We start from the raw sequence: 13586 nt of genomic DNA, 5'->3' as shown, positions 1-13586 counted from the left end.
TCCCGGTTCAGAAGAGTCCTCGCTCAAGCAGCGCCTGGCAGGCCGTTATCGGGTCCTGGGCCAGGTGCAGATCGGCGATTTCAGAAAGACATACGGACCACTCGGCGGGGTGGATGCACACCGCGGGTCCGGCGATGAATTTTTTACAGGCAATGCCGTTGAGCAGCCTGGGCAACTGCGCAGGGTTCAGGGCCTTGCTCGAATACAGCAGCAGGCCCCGGGCCTGCAGGCGTTCGACGGCCAGGGCCAGTTCGGCGCCGGGCAGCGGCCAGTCGAAGACTTCCACCGGACAGTCGGCGCTGCTGGCCAGCCAGGCGGTCAGCCACAGGTGGGGTTCCAGTGCCAGGTCCGACTGGTTGACCAGCAGCAGAGGTGGATCTTGCAGTTGCCGGTTGTTGTGGTAGATCCGTGCCCCCAGCTTGCTGCGCAGCCAGGAATAGAAAAACACCTGCTCCATCTGGCTGCCGAACTGGCCTTGCCAGCGCTGCTCCAGTTCCGCCAGCAAGGGCATCAGCAGGTGCTCGCACAGGGTGCGCGGCGGATACAGGGCCATGGCCTGGTTGAAGGTGTCATCGACCTTGCGCTCGGCCAGTTGGCTGATCGCCAGACTCAGGGTCTGGCGCAGCCGCTGCCAGTCATTCTCGGCCGGCGTACTGGTGCTCGGGGCGCTGTCCAGCAGGTGCTTGACCTGGCTGACCGCTACCCCACGATTGAGCCAGGTGAGGATGGTGAGGATTTCCTGCACTTGCTCCCGGGAGTACAGGCGGTGGCCCTTGGGGGTGCGCAGGGGCACGATCAGCCCGTAACGGCGCTCCCAGGCGCGCAGGGTGACGGCGTTGACCCCGGTCTGGCGCGCCACTTCACGAATCGGCAGCCAGCCTTCATCCAGGGCACGCCGGTAGTGGGCGCTGTTGTCTTCGGCCTGTTGATCGAGTCCTTTCATGGCTCAGATCGCGTTGCGCAGGCTGAGGTTTTCCGGGTGCGGCTGCAGATACAGCTGCTGGGCGATGTAGGGGTCGGGGTGCTGGCGGAAGTGGTGCTTGAGCAGGGTCAGGGGCACCACCAGTGGCACGATGCCGTGACGATACTGACCAATGACATGCTGCACTTCCTGCTTGTCCGCGCTGCTGATGGCTTGCTTGAGGTAGCCACTCAGGTGCAGCAGCACATTGCTGTGGGTGCCGCGGGTCGCGCATTTGCTCAGCGCTGCCATCAGTTCGCTGAAATAGCGCGGGCCGATCAGGTTCGGGTCGCTCTTGCCCATGCTGCCCAGCAGATTGCCCAGGGTCTTGTACTGCACCGGGTGATGGGCCATCAGCAGGTATTTGCAGCGCGAGTGGAAGTCGGTGAGGGCGCGGCGAGTCAGGCCCTGCTTGAGCAGCGCCTGCCAGTCGCGATAGACGTAGACCCGGGTCAGGAAGTTTTCCCGCAGCACTGGATCGTTCAGGCGCCCGGCTTCCTCCACTGGCAGATCAGGGTGTTTCTGACAGAACGCCTGGGCGTAGATGCCGCGGCCGCCGTTGCGATGGGGAATACCGTTGGCCTGATACACCTTGACCCGCTCCAGACCGCAGGAGGGCGAGTTCTGCATGAAGATGTAGCCGCAGATGTCACCGACCTCGGCCGCCATGCGTTGGCCATATTCGGCCAGGGGCAGGGTGACATCCAGGCTGGCGTCCACGGTGCCTACGGCTCTTGGTTGCTCGGGGTCGCCGACCAGGCGGATAGGTTCGCGGGGGGTGCCCATGCCGATGGCGACTTCCGGGCACAGGGGCACGAAGTCGAAGTGCTCGCTGAGGACTCGGCTGCATAGGCGGGACTCTTTGTGTCCACCGTTGTAGCGGACTTCCACGCCCATCAGGCAGGCGCTGATGGCAATTTTCGGCTTGGCGGACATGGTGCAACCTCCAGGGCTTACCTGTACAAAAACGTAGCGTTGTACAACTTGTCTTCATCATAGAATTAAAGTTGTACAAGTCAAATTATTTGTACAGGTATTGCCCGGTGGTTGGGCCGGTTACCGCCAGCCCATTTGCCACTCGCTGTCGTTCTGCAGGGTTTGCCAGTTCAATCGCTGGCAGCGTCGGGTGAGCACCGCTTGCAGTTCGATGTCCAGCACGGTGCCTTCTTCATCGCAGAAAAGTTCGGTGACCAGAAAGTGCTTTTCGCGGCGTTGCGGGTGGGCTGCCGTCCACTTCGACAGCAGCAGCTTGCGTGGGTTGAGGCGATTCACTGCAGGCTCTCGTGCAGCCGGCGTGCGGCCTCCTGGCCACTGAGCCAGGCGCCTTCGACCCGACCGGAGAGGCACCAGTCGCCACAGGCATACAGGCCCAGGTCGGCGTCGGCCAGGGCGCCCCATTCATGGCTGGTGGCCGGGCGGGCATAGAGCCAGCGGTGGGCCAGGCTGAAGGTCGGGGCGGGCATGACGCTGTGCAGCAGCTCGGCGAAGGCCCCGTGCAATTGTTCGATCACTGCCTCTTTGGAGAGGTCGATGTGCTGCCGGCTCCAGGCGCTGGTGGCATGCAGGATCCAGGTGTCGAGGTGGCTGTCGCGTCCGGGTTTGCTGCGGTTGCGGGCCAGCCAGTCCAGCGGGCTGTCCTGGACGAAGCAGCCTTGCATCGGGGTTTCCAGGGGGGTATCGAAGGCCAGGGCCACGGCCCAGGTGGGGTCCATTTTTACCCCGGCAGCCACCCCGGCGAGCTTCGGCGCGGCGGCCAGCAAAGCAGTGGCTTGCGGCGCCGGCGTGGCAATCACCACGTGGCTGAAGGGGCCGTGGGTAAAGCCTTCGGCGTCCTGCAGGTGCCAGTGCTGTTCGCCACGGAAGACCTCGGTGATGCGGCAGGCGAAGTGCACTTCGAGGTCACCGATCAGGGCGCGGGTGATGGCACTCATGCGCGGCGTGCCGACCCAGCGGGTCTGCTCATCGGGTGAGGGGCTGAGCTGGCCACCTTGGGAGTTGTAGAGTTGCGGTGCCCACTCGGCGACCCAGCCCTTGGCTTGCCAGCGCTGGACTTCGGTGACGAAACGACGGTCGCGGGCGGTAAAGTACTGGGCCCCCAGATCCAGGCTGCCGGCATCACTGCGTTTGCTCGACATGCGCCCGCCGCTGCCGCGGCTCTTGTCGAAGAGTTGGATGCTGTGCCCGGCATCTCGAAGTGCCTGGGCGGCGGAGAGTCCGGCGATGCCGGTACCAATGATTGCGATGGGTACTGTCATAGGGGCCTCGTTTACCAGTCTGTACAGATTACGCCGCTACTAAAACCTGTACAATATTGTTTTTTGGTATAGCTTTCGGCGTCATCGGTTGTGCAGGTTGTCTATCGTTAAGTCACAGCCTGTCCGATTGAAAAGATCCCTGCTTATAAAAATAGACTAGTGATTCGGGTAAAACGCCACGCGAGGAAGATGTCATGCATATATTGCTGACCGGCGGTACTGGGTTGATCGGGCGTGCGCTGTGTCGTTACTGGCAGGCCCAGGGTCACCAATTGAGTGTATGGACGCGCCATCCCGAAAAAGTGGCCGCTCTGTGTGGTCCCCAAGTGCGGGCCATCAGAACTTTGCAAGAGCTGGACCAGACGCCGCTGGATGCGGTGATCAATCTGGCCGGCGCCCCGATCGCCGACCGGCCCTGGACCCACAAGCGCAAGGCGCTGCTGTGGAGCAGCCGTATTGCCCTCACCGAAACCCTGCTGGCCTGGCTCGAAAGTCGCGAGCACAAGCCCAGGGTCCTGGTTTCGGGATCGGCGGTAGGTTGGTACGGCGATGGCGGGGAACGGGAACTGAGCGAGGATTCGCCTCCGGTCAATGAAGACTTTGCCAGCCAGCTGTGCATTGCCTGGGAAGAAACGGCCCAGCGTGCCGAGGCCATGGGGGTGCGTGTGGCGTTGGTGCGCACCGGTTTGGTGCTGTCTGCCGAGGGCGGTTTTTTGTCGCGCCTGCTGCTGCCGTTCAAGCTGGGACTGGGCGGGCCGATCGGTAGCGGTCGGCAGTGGATGCCGTGGATTCATATCGACGACCAAATTGCCCTGATTGATTTTCTTGTGCATCAGGATGAGGCACGGGGTCCTTATAATGCCTGCGCGCCGAAGCCGGTGCGCAACCGCGAATTCGCCAAAAGCCTGGGGCGGGTGCTGCACCGGCCAGCGCTGATGCCGCTGCCGGCCTTTGTCTTGCGCCTGGCCCTGGGTGAGTTGTCGTTGCTGTTGCTGGGTGGCCAGCGTGCCGTTCCCGCGCGTTTGCTGGAGGCGGGATTCACTTTCCAGTTCACTGATTTGTCCGCGGCCCTGGACGATATTGCCAGCCGCCTCTGAAATAGGACGTTGCATGACCGATCACGCGTTGCTCCTGGTCAATCTCGGTTCGCCGGCCTCCACTTCGGTGGCGGATGTGCGCCGCTACCTCAACCAGTTCCTCATGGACCCCTATGTCATCGACCTGCCCTGGCCGGTGCGGCGGCTATTGGTGTCGCTGATCCTGATCAAGCGTCCGGAACAGTCGGCCCATGCCTACGCCTCGATCTGGTGGGAGGACGGTTCGCCGCTGGTGGTGCTCAGCCGGCGCCTGCAGCAGGTGATGAGCGAGCAGTGGAAGCAGGGCCCGGTAGAGCTGGCCATGCGTTACGGCGAGCCTTCGATCGAATCGGCGCTGCTCAAGCTGGTGGCCCAGGGGCAGAAAAAAATCACCCTGGCGCCGCTCTATCCTCAGTTCGCCGACAGCACCGTGACCACGGTGATCGAAGAGGCCAGGCGTGTGGTGCGCGAGCGCCAGCTGGATGTGCAGTTCAGCGTGCTGCAACCCTTCTACGATCAGCCCGAGTACATCGAGGCCCTGGCGGCCAGCGCCAGACCCTACCTGGCCCAGGAGCATGATCATCTGCTGCTGAGCTTTCACGGTCTGCCGGAGCGGCACCTGACCAAGCTCGACCCTACCGGCCAGCATTGCTTCAAGGATGCCGACTGTTGCCGCAACGCTTCTCCCGCGGTGTTGGCCACCTGTTATCGCGCACAGTGCCTGCGAACGGCATCGGCCTTGGCCGAGCACCTGGGGTTAGCGGACGGCACTTGGTCAGTGTCGTTCCAGTCGCGCTTGGGCCGGGCCAAATGGATCGAGCCCTACACCGAGACGCGCCTTGACGAGCTGGCCAAGCAGGGCGTGAAAAAGCTCATGGTGATGTGCCCGGCGTTCGTCGCCGATTGCATCGAGACACTGGAAGAGATCGGTGATCGCGGACGCGAGCAGTTCCGCGAGGCGGGAGGCGAGGATCTGCGGTTGATCCCGTGCCTGAATGACGACCCGCAATGGGCGCAGGCCTTGAACACCTTGTGCGCGCGGGCGCCGTTGGCGTTGTAAGCGGCTTCGCCGGCAAGCCGGCTCCTGCGAGAGGGGGACGGCTTGGCGGCGAAGGGTTCTTCAGATCAGAGGCTCGTCGGCCTTCTTGTTCTTCCAGCCGTCATTACCCGGCAGCACCAGATTCAGCACGATGGCGACGATGGCGCACAGGGCGATGCCCTTGAGGCCGAAGTCGTCCGGACCGGTACCGGTGCCTACCAGCACGCCGCCAATGCCGAACACCAGGGTCACCGAGACGATCACCAGGTTGCGGGCTTCGCCCAGGTCGATCTTGTGGCGGATCAGGGTGTTCATGCCCACCGCGGCAATCGAACCGAACAGCAGGCAGAGAATCCCGCCCATGACTGGCACCGGGATGCTTTGCAGCAGGGCGCCGAACTTGCCGATAAAGGCCAGGGTGATGGCGAAGACCGCCGCCCAGGTCATGATTTTCGGGTTGTAGTTCTTGGTCAGCATCACCGCGCCAGTGACTTCGGCGTAGGTGGTGTTGGGCGGGCCGCCGAACAGGCCGGCCGCGGTGGTGGCGATGCCGTCACCGAACAGGGTGCGATGCAGGCCTGGCTTCTTCAGGTAGTCGCGACCGGTCACGCTGCCGACGGCAATCACCCCGCCGATGTGTTCGATGGCCGGGGCCAGGGCGACCGGGACAATGAACAGGATCGCCTGCCAGTTGAACTCCGGTGCGGTGAAGTGCGGCAGGGCCAGCCAGGGCGCGGCGGCGATCTTCGCGGTGTCCACCACGCCGAAGTAGAAGGACAGGGCAAAGCCCACCAGCACCCCGGAAATGATTGGCACCAGGCGGAAGATGCCTTTGCCGAACACCGCGACAATCAGCGTGGTCAGCAGCGCCGGCATCGAGATCATCATCGCCGTCTGGTAATGGATCAGCTCGCTGCCGTCACCGGCCTTGCCCATGGCCATGTTGGCGGCGATCGGGGCCATGGCCAGGCCGATGGAGATGATCACCGGGCCGATGACCACCGGCGGCAGCAGACGGTCGATGAAACCGGTGCCCTTGATCTTCACCGCCAGGCCGAGAAAGGTGTAGACGAAGCCCGCCGCCATCACCCCGCCCATGGTCGCCGCCAGGCCGAACTGGCCCTTGGCGAGAATGATCGGGGTGATGAAGGCAAAGCTCGACGCCAGGAACACCGGCACCTGGCGCCCGGTCACTACCTGGAACAACAGAGTCCCGAGACCCGCCGTGAACAGCGCCACGTTCGGGTCGAGACCGGTAATCAGCGGCATCAACACCAGGGCACCGAAGGCCACGAAAAGCATCTGCGCGCCAGACAGCACCTGGCGCCAGAGCGGATCGTTGAACTCATCCTGCATGATCAGGAGTCCTTCTGCTTGGTGCCGAAGATCTTGTCACCGGCATCACCCAGGCCTGGAATGATGTAGCCATGCTCGTTGAGCTTCTGATCGATGGACGCGGTGTAGATCGTCACGTCCGGGTGCGCCTGCTCGACGGCGGCGATGCCTTCCGGGGCGGCCACCAGGACCATGGCGCGGATGTCACGGCAGCCGGCTTTTTTCAGCAGGTCGATGGTGGCGACCATGGAGCTGCCGGTGGCCAGCATCGGGTCGATGATCATCGCCAGGCGCTCGTCGATCTCCGGAACCAGTTTTTCCAGGTAGGTGTGGGCCTGCAGGGTTTCTTCGTTGCGGGCCACGCCCACGGCGCTGACCTTGGCGCCCGGGATCAGGCTCAGCACGCCTTCGAGCATGCCGATACCGGCACGCAGGATCGGTACCACGGTAATCTTCTTGCCGGCGATCTTCTCGACCTGGACAGGGCCGCACCAGCCTGGAATCTCATAGCTTTCCAGGGGCAGGTCTTTGGTGGCTTCGTACGTCAGCAGGGCACCGACTTCCTGAGCGAGCTCGCGAAAGTTCTTCGTGCTAATGTCTGCGCGGCGCATAAGGCCAAGTTTGTGTCGGATCAGCGGATGGCGGATCTCACGGATGGGCATAGGGAAAGGCTCCGGCGGCGGGCAAAAAAAACGGCCTAGATTAATCTATCCGGGGTGGTTGTCCTATAGACATAAAGTACGTTAGTCCAGAAACGCTTGATCTGATCGGGCCGGATGCGTACCTTTGCTCGCTTTTCCGAAACTGCCACCCCCTTGGAGAGCGCCATGTCCGCTGATCTCGAGCATATCCGTCAAATCATGCGCGAGGCTGACTGCCTGTACACCGAAGCTGAAGTCGAGGCGGCCATCGCCCGTGTCGGTGCACAAATCACTGAAGAACTGGCTGAGCGCAATCCGGTGGTGTTCTGCGTCATGAACGGCGGCCTGATCTTCGCCGGCAAGCTGCTGACTCACCTGCAGTTCCCCCTGGAAGCCTCCTACCTGCACGCCACTCGCTACCGCAACGAAACCAGCGGCGGCGAGCTGTTCTGGAAGTCCAAGCCGGAAGTCTCCTTTATTGACCGCGACGTGCTGATCATCGACGACATCCTCGATGAAGGGCACACCCTGGGCGCGATCATCGACTTCTGCAAACACGCCGGTGCCCGTGCTGTGCACACCGCGGTGCTGATCGACAAGGAGCACGATCGCAAGGCCCGTCCGGACCTGAAGGCCGATTACATGGGCCTGCCTTGCGTCGACCGTTACGTCTTCGGCTACGGCATGGACTACAAAGGCTACTGGCGCAACGCCGCCGGCATCTATGCCGTGAAAGGGATGTAAGACATGACCGGGCCGAGCTTTCTCGATCAAGCGTTGTTCAGCGACCTGGCTGAGAAGGCTGCGGCCAATCCCCGTGGTCGTCAGCATCACAACTTCCACGCCATGGAGGAGCCTTGTCATCGCATGGCGGTGGCGCTGCAACCCTCGACCTATGTTCCGCCGCACCGGCACCTGAGCGCCGACAAGGCCGAGACTCTGCTGGTGCTCAAGGGGCGACTGGGCGTGCTGATTTTCGATGAGGCGGGCCAGGTCAAGGGCAAGCGTATCTTGCAGGCCGGTGGTGACTGTGTCGGTGTTGATCTGCCGGCCGGAGTCTTCCATGGCCTGGTGGCGCTTGAAGCCGACAGTCTGATGTTCGAATGCAAGGCCGGTCCTTATCGTCCGGTGGGCGAGGGCGAACAGGCCAGTTGGGCGCCTCGGGAAGGTGAGCCTGGCGTGGCCGAATACCAGGCCTGGATGCGCGCTCAATTCGACTGACGGCGTACCCCTAGCCTGGGGCAACTGTCACAGGCTGTGAGGATTTGCAGCAAAAACCCGTGCTAGAGTGCTCAGCCCTTGATTGGAGCCTGTCATGAGCCTGTTGATTCGCACTAGCGCGGCCCTTCTTCTGAGCTTGAGCCTGCCCCTGGCAGCTGCCCCGGCGCCCTTGCACGGGCAATTTCTGCCGCCTGATGACCTGACTCTGCGCGACTCGGTCCCTGAACAGCAGCAGCTGTTGCAGGTCACCGAGTACTCGGTGGTGATCGGCAGCCAGCGACAATCCAATCAGCAGCCGATTCCGGTGACATCGCCGGTGTGGGTGCGGCTCAAGGGCAAGCCGCTGAACAAGGGCGCCACCATCAGCCAGGTGCTGGTGAATTTCGACGGTGAGAGCAAAAGCCTGAAAAAGCCCCAGTACGACGCCAAGACACGGACCCTGACACTCTATTACCCCCTGGCCCAGTATCGGGCGGTGATGGACCTGTTGCGTAACGACACTGTGTATTGTCAGTTCCTCAGCTACGCCAATGGCCATATCTGGGCCGACTTGCACACCGGCAGCGTGCGTCCGCGTTGAGGCCCGAGGCGGGCTGAGGGTAAACTGCCGGCCCCGTGTAATGTCTGCGAGCTGGAGTCGGCGATGCGTAAAGATAAGAAACAAGTGATTGGTGACGAGATCAGCGACGAGCAGATCAAATTGTTCCTCGATTTCGAGCCGGTCGACGCCACTTCGCCGTCCCTGCACAAGCTGATCAAGGCCTATCGTGGTCTGCGCATCGACGACTTCGAGCGCTTCCTGGTGTTCTTCCTCGAAGCCGGCCTGGATCTGGACGGCAAGGATGAGCGCGGCCAGACCTTCGTCGACCTGATCAAGGATCAGCGCAACGCCGCCGACTACATCGAGCTGATGAACAACGCCCGCGGCTGAGTCGTTCAAGACCCATAAAAAAACGCCCCGTCCTGCAAAGGACGGGGCGTTTTTTATGGGCGGCGGATCAGGCGCAGCTTTCGGTTTCCTTGTTGGGCTCGACCAGCTCCAGGCTCAGGTTATTTTCGCTGTTGATCTTGTGATACAGCGCCGCGTCGGTTTCCAGGGCCTTCTCCCGCGCCGGGAAAATCTCCTTGAGCTTGGCGGCCCATTCGCCGCTGGCCTTGGCCGGGAAGCAGCGTTCGATCAGTTCCAGCATGATCGACACGGTCACCGAAGCGCCCGGAGAGGCGCCGAGCAGGGCGGCCAGGGAGCCGTCCTTGGCCGCCACCAGTTCGGTGCCGAACTGCAGGATGCCGCCTTTTTTCGGGTCTTTCTTGATGATCTGCACCCGTTGCCCGGCCACTTCCAGGCGCCAGTCTTCGGCCTTGGCCTGCGGATAGAAGCGGCGCAGGGACTCCAGGCGCTGCTCCATGGACTGCATGACTTCACTGACCAGGTACTTGGTCAGGTCCATGTTGTCCCGGGCCACGGCCAGCATCGGGCCGATATTGCCAGCGCGAACCGACATCGGCAGGTCAAGGAACGAGCCGTGCTTGAGGAACTTGGTGGTGAAGCCGGCATAAGGTCCGAACAGCAGGGACTTCTTGCCGTCGACCACGCGGGTGTCCAGGTGCGGCACCGACATCGGTGGCGAACCCACGGCGGCCTGGCTGTAGACCTTGGCCTGGTGCTGCTTGACCACTTCCGGGTTGTCGCAACGCAGCCACTGGCCGCTTACCGGGAAGCCGCCAAAGCCCTTGCTTTCTTCAATGCCGGAAGCCTGCAGCAGCGGCAGCGCCGCGCCACCGGCGCCGAGGAACACGAACTTGGCGTCGACTTCGCGGCTGTTGCCGCTGTTGACGTCCTTGATGCTCACGGTCCAGCCGTTGTCCTTGTTGCGCTTGAGGCCGGTCACGCGCTTGCAGTACTTGACCTGGGCATCGGGGGCGCTGGTCAGGTGCTTGAGCAGCTGGTTGGTCAGGGCGCCGAAGTTGACGTCGGTGCCGTTGATCACCCGGGTCGCGGCGATGGTTTCGTCCGCCGGGCGGCCCGGCATCATCAGCGGCATCCACTCGGCCATCTTGGCCTTGTCTTCGGTGTATTCCATGTCCGCGAAGGCATGGTGCTGGCTCAGCACTTCAAAGCGCTTCTTGAGGAAGGACACACCCTTGTCGCCCTGCACGAAGCTCAGGTGCGGCACCGGGCTGATGAAGGACTTGGACGAGCCGAAGGTGCCTTTCTTGGTCAGGTAGGACCAGAACTGTTTCGACACTTCGAACTGGGTATTGATGTGCACGGCTTTCTTGATGTCGATGCTGCCATCGGCGGCCTGTGGCGTGTAGTTCAGCTCACAGAGGCCAGCGTGGCCGGTACCGGCGTTGTTCCACGGGTTGGAACTCTCCGCGGCACCCGAATCCATCAGCTCGACGACTTCCAGCTTGATTGCGGGGTCGAGCTCTTTGAGCAGTACAGCGAGGGTGGCACTCATGATGCCGGCCCCAACCAATACGACGTCTACTGCTTCGTTATGCGCCATTAACGCGTCTCCAAAATCTGCAGCACCAAATTGACGGCATGGCTGCCAGGAGTGACGGGGCGGTTCACGTAATGCCCCAGGTTACCCATGGCCAGGATCGCCATGTCCGAATCTTCGCAATTCTTTGCAACTACTGCGGACGCTGCCAACCGGGCCTCAAGGTGCATATGAACGCATCTCGGGGCGCCTCGGGCAATTCGACTTATGGTCGATACATCCGCTCGTGCAACCAAATCCGTCAGCGGACAGGCTTCAAGCACCAGTTCTTGAGGAGTGCTCGGTCCTGTGTAATCGGGCTGTTGTAGAGGCCAATGGTGCCAGTTCAGACGCAAAACTATTCATTTGCTCGCCACACTCTTGTGAAGTTGTGAAAACCCGTTTTTTCACGCTCTTTTGAAGACGTGAACCTCAAAAAAGGGCTGCCTCAGCCTGGCACCTGGCCCGAGCGGTGATGCCGGCACAAGGTGCAGGCACAACGGGCAAACAGCTTTAAGTGGCCGAGCAACGGCAGCTCTGCAGATTCGCGAAAAGTGGAGGTTTGCAAGGTGGTACAGCAAGCACGCCAGCTTCACTCGATCTGTGTGGGCGGCTCTCTGTGGGCGGTGCGGGGTGCCAATGCAGTGGCGTTGGCGGTACTGCGAGGCCCGATCAGGAGACGTCCTTATAATCGGGGGGAGATTGTAACGAAGAAATGCGCAGAAATGATCCTGTTTCGTGACTTTTATTAGGCTGTTGGTCAGGTGGCCAGTATCGGTTGCACCACGGGGCCTGTGCTGCGTGGGCTGATCCGGGCGCTGGCGGGCAATGGCTGGTGCAACCAGTTCAGGCGAACCTCCTGGATTTCCACCCAGCCGTCGCCCACCGGGACGGCGAGACAATGCTTGAAGGCCTGGCAGCGTCCCTGGCTGTCCAGCAAGGCGAAGCTGCGAAATGACTGACGCGGGGCGAACAGGGAGCGAAGGAAGTTCATGACCAGGCACCTGATTGTGTCATTGACGATAAGAATGTCCTTGAACCGTTACATCATGATGTATGGCGGGTGAAAGGCAGGTTACAGGAACCCGCTTGTACGGCACCTGTCTGAGTCCTGACTAACTCATGCCCGACGCTGGTTCGTCGCGGTTGTGCACCGCTATACTGCGGGCCTGTTTGTGCCTGATTCCTGGAGAGATGAGCATGTTGCAACGCCTGTTGTTCGGTTTGATCACTGTGACCAGCCTGTCGCTGGTGGGTTGCGCCCACAGCCCGCAACAACTGAGCCCGGAGCCTAAGCTCACCACTCAGCTGGCGCCTGTCGGCCACGGTCAGCCGGTGGTGGTGAGGGTGGTCGATGGACGTCCGTCGCCGACCCTGGGCACCCGTGGCGGCCTGTATCCGGAAACCAGCGCCATTACCGTGCAGAGCGCGCAGATCCTGCCGAAGCTGCAGGCCCAGGCCGAAGCGGCGGTGCGTCTGCTGGGCTTCACCCCGACAGCCGCTGGCAGCAATGCTCCGCAGTTGACCGTGACCCTGGCCGAGCTCAAGTACCAGTCGCCTAAAGAAGGCCTGTACGTGACCGAGGCCACCATTGGCGCGACCTTCCGTTCCGATGTGCAAAACGCCAACCGCCGCTACAGCGGTCGCTATGGCGCGTCCCTGGACCAGCGTTTTGGCATGGCGCCGAACCAGGACACCAACACCAAGCTGGTGGGCGATGTGTTGAGCGATGCGCTGACCCGCCTGTTCAAGGACCCGACCATCGGTCAGATCCTCGGCGAATAAGACGCCGCAACGGACCTGGATCCGTTGCCACCCGGTCGACAGAAGCCCGGTTGCCCTTCAGGCAGCCGGGCTTTTTGCTGGTCGTGTCTCAGGCCGCTTCGACGTAGAAGTCGAGCATGCTGATGCCCGTCAGCAGGTCGGTTTCCGGGAGATCCGCGTGCTGATGCCCACCCAGTGCGCAATACACCAGCCAGTGCCGGTCCTGAACATTGAAGGCCAGGGCGCCCACCAGCGCCTGCTGTTCTTCGCTGGGGGTGATCAGGTAGAGGCGATCCTGGTTTTCGGCGTGCAGCATGACAAGCTCCGTGGGTTTCGAGGGGCGACAGACTGGCTTGTTTGGATGACGAAAAGATGACGCTTTAAATTAATTGCCCCGTGCCTCGTTACTGGTCGGAAAGGCCCCCGCGATTCGATGGGGATTGAGTAGAATCCGCGCGCGGGTGCACTCGGCGACCCGAATACGCTATTCCTTCGAGGTTCATGATGTCGCTGCAACTGATCTGGTCGATGTTCAACGCCCACCCCGCCAAATTGATCAATCTGCTGGCCCTGTTGTTCGCCTGTCCGGGCAGCTGGTTGCTGCATGCCACCCGCCGCCGCGAGCAGCGAGCCCTGGCCAACCTGGCCACCCAGAGTGAAGACCGGGCCGTGGATCAGCCGCTGCTGATGCTGGACCCCGCCACTTTGCGCATCAATCGCTTCTTCTATCGTTTCGGCTTCGCCTGCCTGGGGCTGGCACTGCTGGTGTCCTGGATCAGCACGCGTTTCTGATCCAGCCCGCAGCTGC

At 62.1% G+C, this 13586-nt stretch carries 17 protein-coding genes; 8 read left to right on the top strand and 9 right to left on the bottom strand.

The window, feature by feature from the left end:
• Positions 1-7: 7 nt before the first annotated feature.
• The 4 genes from GWQ44_RS27295 to GWQ44_RS27280 all read right to left on the bottom strand — a co-directional run bounded on the left by GWQ44_RS27295 (position 8) and on the right by GWQ44_RS27280 (position 3216).
• Positions 8-943: a MerR family transcriptional regulator gene (locus GWQ44_RS27295; RefSeq protein WP_275928722.1), complete on the bottom strand. Its 936-nt coding sequence runs from the start codon at positions 941-943 to the stop codon at positions 8-10.
• A 3-nt stretch (positions 944-946) separates the two neighbouring features.
• Positions 947-1897 (bottom strand): DUF523 and DUF1722 domain-containing protein, encoded by a 951-nt coding sequence (locus tag GWQ44_RS27290; protein WP_016965957.1) that lies wholly within the window; start codon positions 1895-1897, stop codon positions 947-949.
• Positions 1898-2017: 120 nt separating this feature from the next.
• Positions 2018-2233, bottom strand: a complete 216-nt coding sequence (locus GWQ44_RS27285; RefSeq protein ID WP_016965958.1) for a TIGR02450 family Trp-rich protein — start codon at positions 2231-2233, stop codon at positions 2018-2020.
• Positions 2230-3216: an NAD(P)/FAD-dependent oxidoreductase gene (locus GWQ44_RS27280; protein WP_016965959.1), complete on the bottom strand. Its 987-nt coding sequence runs from the start codon at positions 3214-3216 to the stop codon at positions 2230-2232. The genes GWQ44_RS27285 and GWQ44_RS27280 overlap by 4 nt, the downstream gene beginning before the upstream one ends.
• A gap of 194 nt (positions 3217-3410) precedes the next feature.
• Between GWQ44_RS27280 and GWQ44_RS27275 the strand changes: the two genes are divergently transcribed.
• The gene (locus GWQ44_RS27275; protein ID WP_016965960.1) at positions 3411-4313 is read left to right on the top strand and encodes a TIGR01777 family oxidoreductase; all 903 of its coding nucleotides are present in this window, start codon (positions 3411-3413) and stop codon (positions 4311-4313) included.
• A 13-nt stretch (positions 4314-4326) separates the two neighbouring features.
• Positions 4327-5352 carry a ferrochelatase gene (hemH, locus tag GWQ44_RS27270; RefSeq protein ID WP_016965961.1) on the top strand — a complete coding sequence of 342 codons (1026 nt, stop codon included), beginning with the start codon at positions 4327-4329 and terminating at the stop codon, positions 5350-5352.
• A 60-nt stretch (positions 5353-5412) separates the two neighbouring features.
• Here hemH and GWQ44_RS27265 read toward each other — a convergent pair whose 3' ends face one another.
• Positions 5413-6687 (bottom strand): uracil-xanthine permease family protein, encoded by a 1275-nt coding sequence (locus GWQ44_RS27265; protein ID WP_016965962.1) that lies wholly within the window; start codon positions 6685-6687, stop codon positions 5413-5415.
• 2 nt (positions 6688-6689) lie between these two features.
• Positions 6690-7328, bottom strand: coding sequence for a uracil phosphoribosyltransferase (gene upp, locus GWQ44_RS27260; RefSeq protein WP_011063386.1), 639 nt, complete (start codon positions 7326-7328; stop codon positions 6690-6692).
• Between the two features lie 165 nt (positions 7329-7493).
• Here upp and GWQ44_RS27255 point away from each other — a divergent pair, with 165 nt between their 5' ends.
• The 4 genes from GWQ44_RS27255 (at position 7494) to GWQ44_RS27240 (ending at position 9459) form a co-directional block, all read left to right on the top strand.
• Positions 7494-8051, top strand: coding sequence for a hypoxanthine-guanine phosphoribosyltransferase (locus tag GWQ44_RS27255; protein ID WP_042941423.1), 558 nt, complete (start codon positions 7494-7496; stop codon positions 8049-8051).
• Positions 8052-8054: 3 nt separating this feature from the next.
• Positions 8055-8528 (top strand): WbuC family cupin fold metalloprotein, encoded by a 474-nt coding sequence (locus GWQ44_RS27250; RefSeq protein ID WP_047306041.1) that lies wholly within the window; start codon positions 8055-8057, stop codon positions 8526-8528.
• A 94-nt stretch (positions 8529-8622) separates the two neighbouring features.
• The gene (locus GWQ44_RS27245) at positions 8623-9108 is read left to right on the top strand and encodes a hypothetical protein (RefSeq protein WP_016965965.1); all 486 of its coding nucleotides are present in this window, start codon (positions 8623-8625) and stop codon (positions 9106-9108) included.
• A gap of 63 nt (positions 9109-9171) precedes the next feature.
• Entirely contained in the window at positions 9172-9459 is a 288-nt protein-coding gene (locus GWQ44_RS27240) for a PA4642 family protein (protein ID WP_016965966.1), read from the top strand.
• Between the two features lie 67 nt (positions 9460-9526).
• On the opposite strand, the gene mqo is transcribed toward GWQ44_RS27240, so the two are convergent.
• Positions 9527-11038, bottom strand: a complete 1512-nt coding sequence (gene mqo / locus GWQ44_RS27235; protein ID WP_047306039.1) for a malate dehydrogenase (quinone) — start codon at positions 11036-11038, stop codon at positions 9527-9529.
• 736 nt (positions 11039-11774) lie between these two features.
• The gene (locus tag GWQ44_RS27230) at positions 11775-12008 is read right to left on the bottom strand and encodes a hypothetical protein (protein ID WP_047306038.1); all 234 of its coding nucleotides are present in this window, start codon (positions 12006-12008) and stop codon (positions 11775-11777) included.
• Positions 12009-12214: 206 nt separating this feature from the next.
• Between GWQ44_RS27230 and GWQ44_RS27225 the strand changes: the two genes are divergently transcribed.
• A complete protein-coding gene (locus GWQ44_RS27225; protein ID WP_016964399.1) occupies positions 12215-12799 on the top strand; it encodes a YajG family lipoprotein in 585 nt (194 codons plus the stop codon).
• A gap of 88 nt (positions 12800-12887) precedes the next feature.
• Here GWQ44_RS27225 and GWQ44_RS27220 read toward each other — a convergent pair whose 3' ends face one another.
• Complete coding sequence (locus GWQ44_RS27220) at positions 12888-13094, bottom strand: hypothetical protein (protein ID WP_016964398.1); 207 nt, start codon at positions 13092-13094, stop codon at positions 12888-12890.
• Positions 13095-13282: 188 nt separating this feature from the next.
• Here GWQ44_RS27220 and GWQ44_RS27215 point away from each other — a divergent pair, with 188 nt between their 5' ends.
• Complete coding sequence (locus GWQ44_RS27215; RefSeq protein WP_177431187.1) at positions 13283-13570, top strand: hypothetical protein; 288 nt, start codon at positions 13283-13285, stop codon at positions 13568-13570.
• Positions 13571-13586 lie beyond the last annotated feature (16 nt).

The organism is Pseudomonas sp. 3MA1, from assembly GCF_029237275.1.
Classification (GTDB): Bacteria; Pseudomonadota; Gammaproteobacteria; order Pseudomonadales; family Pseudomonadaceae; genus Aquipseudomonas; species Aquipseudomonas fluorescens_AP.
This window is presented reverse-complemented; position numbering and strand designations above follow the sequence as displayed.